The following is a 5,147-nucleotide window of genomic DNA, read 5'->3' on the forward strand; positions in this document are numbered from 1 at the left end:
GTCTATAACTTTGTCGCCATTCAGGTCTGCAAATTTCATATCCCCACCCTGAAAAGGAATAAAAGCACCATCGGTTGTTTTATTGCTCAGGCCCGAGGCAATGGCATCAGCATTTGAAGTATATACACCATTACTTTTATAACCGTAGAATAAATTAGCGGCGTCGCCGATTTGCGTGATAATGGTGGCTCCGCTATATTGTGTAAGTAACTGATCGTTACCACCCAACTGGCTAATCTTGTTCCTGTTTAAACTATAGGTTAGTCCCATATCCCATTTCAGATCGGTATGGTTTATCAATCTGCCGTTTATAGAAAGTTCCAACCCCCTATTGGTCATGGTACCGCCATTACTTAGGGCATAGCTGAAACCTGTTGCCGTTAGCAGTGGCTTGTAAATCAGCATATCGCTAATCTTGTTCCTGTAAAGATCTAAGCTGATGTTTAATCTTTCCTTCAAAAAGGAAGCATCCACTCCAACATTTAATTTGGCATTTTGCTCCCATTTTAGGGCAGTATTGCCAATATTTCCCCTAACCAATCCTTGTCTGCCTAAAAAATTCTGCGATACATAGTACGATTTGGCGGTATAATTGCCAATATCGTCATTGCCGGTTAAGCCATAGCTGGCCCGCAGTTTCAGGCTTTCTATAAAGTTGTTATTAGCCATAAAACTTTCTGATGAGATCAGCCAAGAAGCTGCAACAGACGGCATCAAAGCCATTTTCACACCATTAAAATTCAACACATTAGGTATATCTTTGCCAAAACGCGAAGAAGCATCGGCGGCAATATTGAACGAAATGAAGTACTTATTGTATGCTTCGTAATTCACATTAAAATAATTGTTCAACCAGTTCCATTTGCCTAAAGTTCCGCCTACCACACGTAGCGTACTTTGTGCACCGCCCAGGGTTACGAAATCATCACTGGCCGTATTAAAACTAGCACCGTTATCTACTTCAGCACTGCTGTGCTGCAACCTGAAACCTAAGTTTGCACTTAATTTACTTACCTCATTTAAATCCTTGTTGTATGATACCCAGGTATCGGTATTTACAGTAAACAAACGCTGTACACCTGCTGCAGCCTTATTGTAACCAACTGCAGTGGGCAATAAAACCGGGGCAATACCCAACATGGGCGTAAAATAATTTTCGCGTACTTTATCATAAGTAATACCTACAAGTGTATTGGCTTTGAAAGCTTTATTAAATTCATAATTAAAACCAACAGAACCTGAAAAACGGTAACTGCGGTTAAGTGCCTGGATGTTTTTAATCGCTGCGCTGGGGTTGCTTGTACCAAATATATCAGTATCGGCAAGGTTTGGCGATTGAACACCAGTTTCTGACAGCTCAAAAGGAGAAAGAAAAGGTGCTTTAACCAACGCCAGGTATAGTGGGTTGGTGGCATAAGCCTGTCCCTGATCTCTCAGGTTTTGCTCGCTACGGGTAAAAGCGAGGTTTACCTGCGATTTTAATTTAGCCGAAAGATTCAGATTGGCATTAAAACGGGTTTGGTAACGGGTTAAATTGGTACTATCGGTTAAACCATCGTTATTCAGGTAGCCCAGAGATAAAGCATAAGTAGCAATATCGTCACCTCCGGTTACTTTCAGGTAATAGTTCTGACTGATGCCACTACTCATTACCTGATCCTGCCAGCTGGTATTCTGGTGATAATTGTAATAACCTGGATTCGGATTATCGTTCATATAAGGTTCTGCTTTAATCAGCGCATCGGTCATGCCCGGCTTGGTTTTAAGCAGATCAGACAAGAAAATACGGTAATTATCAGCTTCCATTACAGGTAACCGACTTACTGTACCATTGTAGCCCCCATAGGCCGAAAAATCCAATCGCGTGGCCACATCTTTAGCCCGGCCTGTGGTAATCATTAATACACCGTTGGCACCTTTGGTTCCATATATCGATGTGCCATCTTTAATGAGGGTAATATTGTCAATATCTTTAAGGTCGATATTGGCTAATCGGTTATTTTGGTGACCAGCGATAATGGAACTTCCATACGTATTTACATCATAAATTACACCATCAACCACAATTAAGGGTTGGTTAGCTGCATATAAAGRATTATACCCTCGCAGGTAAAGATCGGCTCCAATATCGGGTGTACCTGATCTTCTAAGCGCCTCTAACCCGGCAATTTTTCCCTGCAAATAAGAATCTGGTGTTTCGTTAGTGCGCTCCCAGCTTCCGTTCAGGTTTACCGTGCTAACCGAGTAGGGTGTGCGGTTTTTTAAAGCAGTGCCAAATGGCAATACTGCAGCATCATATACCGAAACGTAACGTTCTTCAAACAAGGCAATTTTGCTGATCGTTTTACGTCCCTTCAATGCTTCTTCTTTAGATTGGTAACCTTGCGCCGAAATCACCAGCACGGCATTGTAATTGGGTACACCGATTTTAAAATTTCCCTTTTCATCTGTAAGCGCAGCAGCATAACCTGTTACCGAAACACTGATACCGGGCAATGGCTTTTTGCTCGATGCACCGATTACCACACCACTCACCTGCGGTCCGGTAGGCCTTTTAAATTTGATTACCGTGGTGCTTACCGAATCTTTTTCCTGAGCCAACAAAGAGTTGTTCAGTGCAAAGAACAATAAACACGGTAAAATTCCTTTGATAACCGTTTTTGTATAGTTGTACATAAATTCTTTTAAGGGCTTAGTTAACTGGTTTTAGTTTGATATAATCTAAAGAAAGGGCGGTTGGTGCGGTACTCGATGCGGCTAAAGATGAAGCCAAAAAAGTATACAGTGTTCCATAAGTATCAGCAGTATAAGTACCTAAATAGACTTCTTTATAGGCATCGCGGTAAGCATCACTACCCTGCGCCAAACCAATTATGGATGGCACAGAACGGTAACCTACAGTTGCCAGCGGGAAAAGTACACTACCAAAACTTCTGCTGGTATTAAAATCTACTTTCATACTGATTGGCGCTACCAGGATATCGTTTATCGCCCTCCAATACACCTCGTACTTTACTGAATGAACGGTCGATTTGTAGCGATAGTAGTAAAGTGGGCTTGGACTTGAGGTAATACTTCCTGTTTGCAGGTCGGTGAAACGTTTACCCTGTGGATCATTTTTGATCCTAGCCAGTGGGTTGGCAGGTACACGTAACGAATCGGGCATTTCACCCTGGATGATAACCGTTGGGATTTTATTCTCCATCAGTTTGTAACCAATGCTATTTACCACATAGGCAATACCATTGCTTAACAAACGGGTTTCCACAATTGCACTTTTATCTAGGTGGATTTTCACTCCGGTAACGGTAGTCATCGAATCGGGTAGTTCATTTAATCCATATACCTTATTTACAACCAAGTCTCTCACTACACTCCACTTGGTTAAGGTATCGGCATAAAGAGCATTGGCATGTTTGTTATAGGCAGCCAGTTTATTTTGCTCAGCGGTAAAAGCCGTATTATTTAAAATGATATACGTCATCAAACTATCTTCGCTGCTGATATTGGAAATGCGTTGAAAATACCTGTTCCTGATTACTTTAAAGGTTGTGCCTTCCTGGTAAACGCCTTTAGTTGTCACCGGATCTTTGTACAGCAAAACACCTTTGCTGGTATCTACCTCTTCCTGCTCCTGGCTTTTGATGAAGTCTTTCTGCAAACTAGCAGTACCAAGGCTTTGCAAAAATTCCCAGGCATTGGCTTTGGGCATTGATGCGGCGTTTATGGTATGCAAAACGCCATTTTTTACGTAAACATCAGCCTGACTAATATTTGCTTCCTCGAAAGTAGTTTTGGTGAAAATGGTATTCTTGCCATTCAGCATCCTGATGACCATAGAAGGTTTTGGCGATGTGGTGAAATAGCTCTGATTGGCAATATAGTTCCCCACCAGGCGCTTTAATGCAGCTGTATCGTTTACTACTGTGGCATCGATACTTTTCAATGCTTCGTTACTGGGTGCCCATACAGTAAAAGATTTAGACGATTTCAGCACAGCATCGTAACCCGTTTTTACCACATAAGAAGTAAAAGTACTCAGGTTGGCATCGTTACTGATCTGCTCAAAAAGGGTCCGGTCTAATCTTTCGATATTGATCTCGGTATGGTCTTTCCATGCATCCTTACAGCCAGCAAAAGCCAAACAGGTACATAGAAATATCAAAACAAAATATCTTGGTTTAAAATCAATCATCATTTTGGTTGGTATATTTTTTTATTTAAGTCATTCCTCAATAAGAGGCGGTGTCATTTACTTTAATTGTTATCAGTTGAACTTGCCCATAATATCAGTCAAGCAATCGAAGTCATTTGTTTACATACCGGGTCGTCATTCCCGCGCAGGCGGGAATCTTAAAGCCTATTGCATTACGATTCCCAATCAAGTTGGGAATGACGATACAAGTTTCATTATGGCCTTAATATTTTAGATCCATCAACATTATATTTCCAGTATTGCTGATCGTCGTTAACCGGAATAATGTGAATCATATCGACATTATTGGTGGCCTGCGAGCCGTTTATGGCTTTTAAACGTAACCAATAACGGCCTGTTTGTGGTAAATCTGCAATGCCCATTAACTTTCCAATCTGTGCGCCTGCCGTACTCGACATATAGGTTTTAAAACCTACAGCTTCTTCTGCATCAGCATCAATCACCGTTACCCCATTTACTACTTTGTTTATTCCCGGGCGTTTTACCGTAAAGTTTAAAATGCGCGAATTGGATAAAGGAGCCCTATCAGTAGTGCCATCCAAACCAATACTCGCCTGAACCTCGGTAGTGGTATTCGATTCGGCCTGGGCATAAATACATACCCAGATTTTATATTTTCCTTTAATCAGCAACGGTGTTCTAAATTCTACCCATTCCGAAGTATTTGAGGTTCCGCCGGTAGCCAAAGGGATAACCAAAATATCTTTGTTGTACGAGTTGGTCGAGGTTCCGGCGCTGCCGTATCTGTAAATCAGCGATTTGGTTGGATCTTTTCCTTCTTCTCTTCCCGAGAATTTAATTTCGGTTAAAGCAGCAGCCTCATCTCCGGTAAAGAAATAATTGTTCTTTTTATAATACTGTGTATTCTTCAACATTTCGGGGAAAGCGCAAACATCAAAATCTACCCTGAATGGTGCGCGTACCTTAATAT

The 5,147-nt window shown here is 41.5% G+C and carries 3 protein-coding genes; all 3 read right to left on the reverse strand.

Annotated elements, in window-relative coordinates; all coding sequences use genetic code 11:
* Positions 1-2,676, reverse strand: a 2,676-nt coding sequence (locus AC1DPQ_RS16985) for a SusC/RagA family TonB-linked outer membrane protein (protein ID WP_477610327.1), incomplete at its 3' end; no start/stop codon positions are given.
* 16 nt (positions 2,677-2,692) lie between these two features.
* On the reverse strand, positions 2,693-4,165 hold the full coding sequence (locus AC1DPQ_RS16990; protein ID WP_477578075.1) for a fasciclin domain-containing protein: 1,473 nt from the start codon (positions 4,163-4,165) through the stop codon (positions 2,693-2,695).
* Positions 4,166-4,410: 245 nt separating this feature from the next.
* Positions 4,411-5,147, reverse strand: a 737-nt coding sequence (locus AC1DPQ_RS16995; RefSeq protein ID WP_477610328.1) for a hypothetical protein, incomplete at its 5' end; no start/stop codon positions are given.

The organism is Pedobacter sp. 01T416_2, assembly GCF_056398925.1.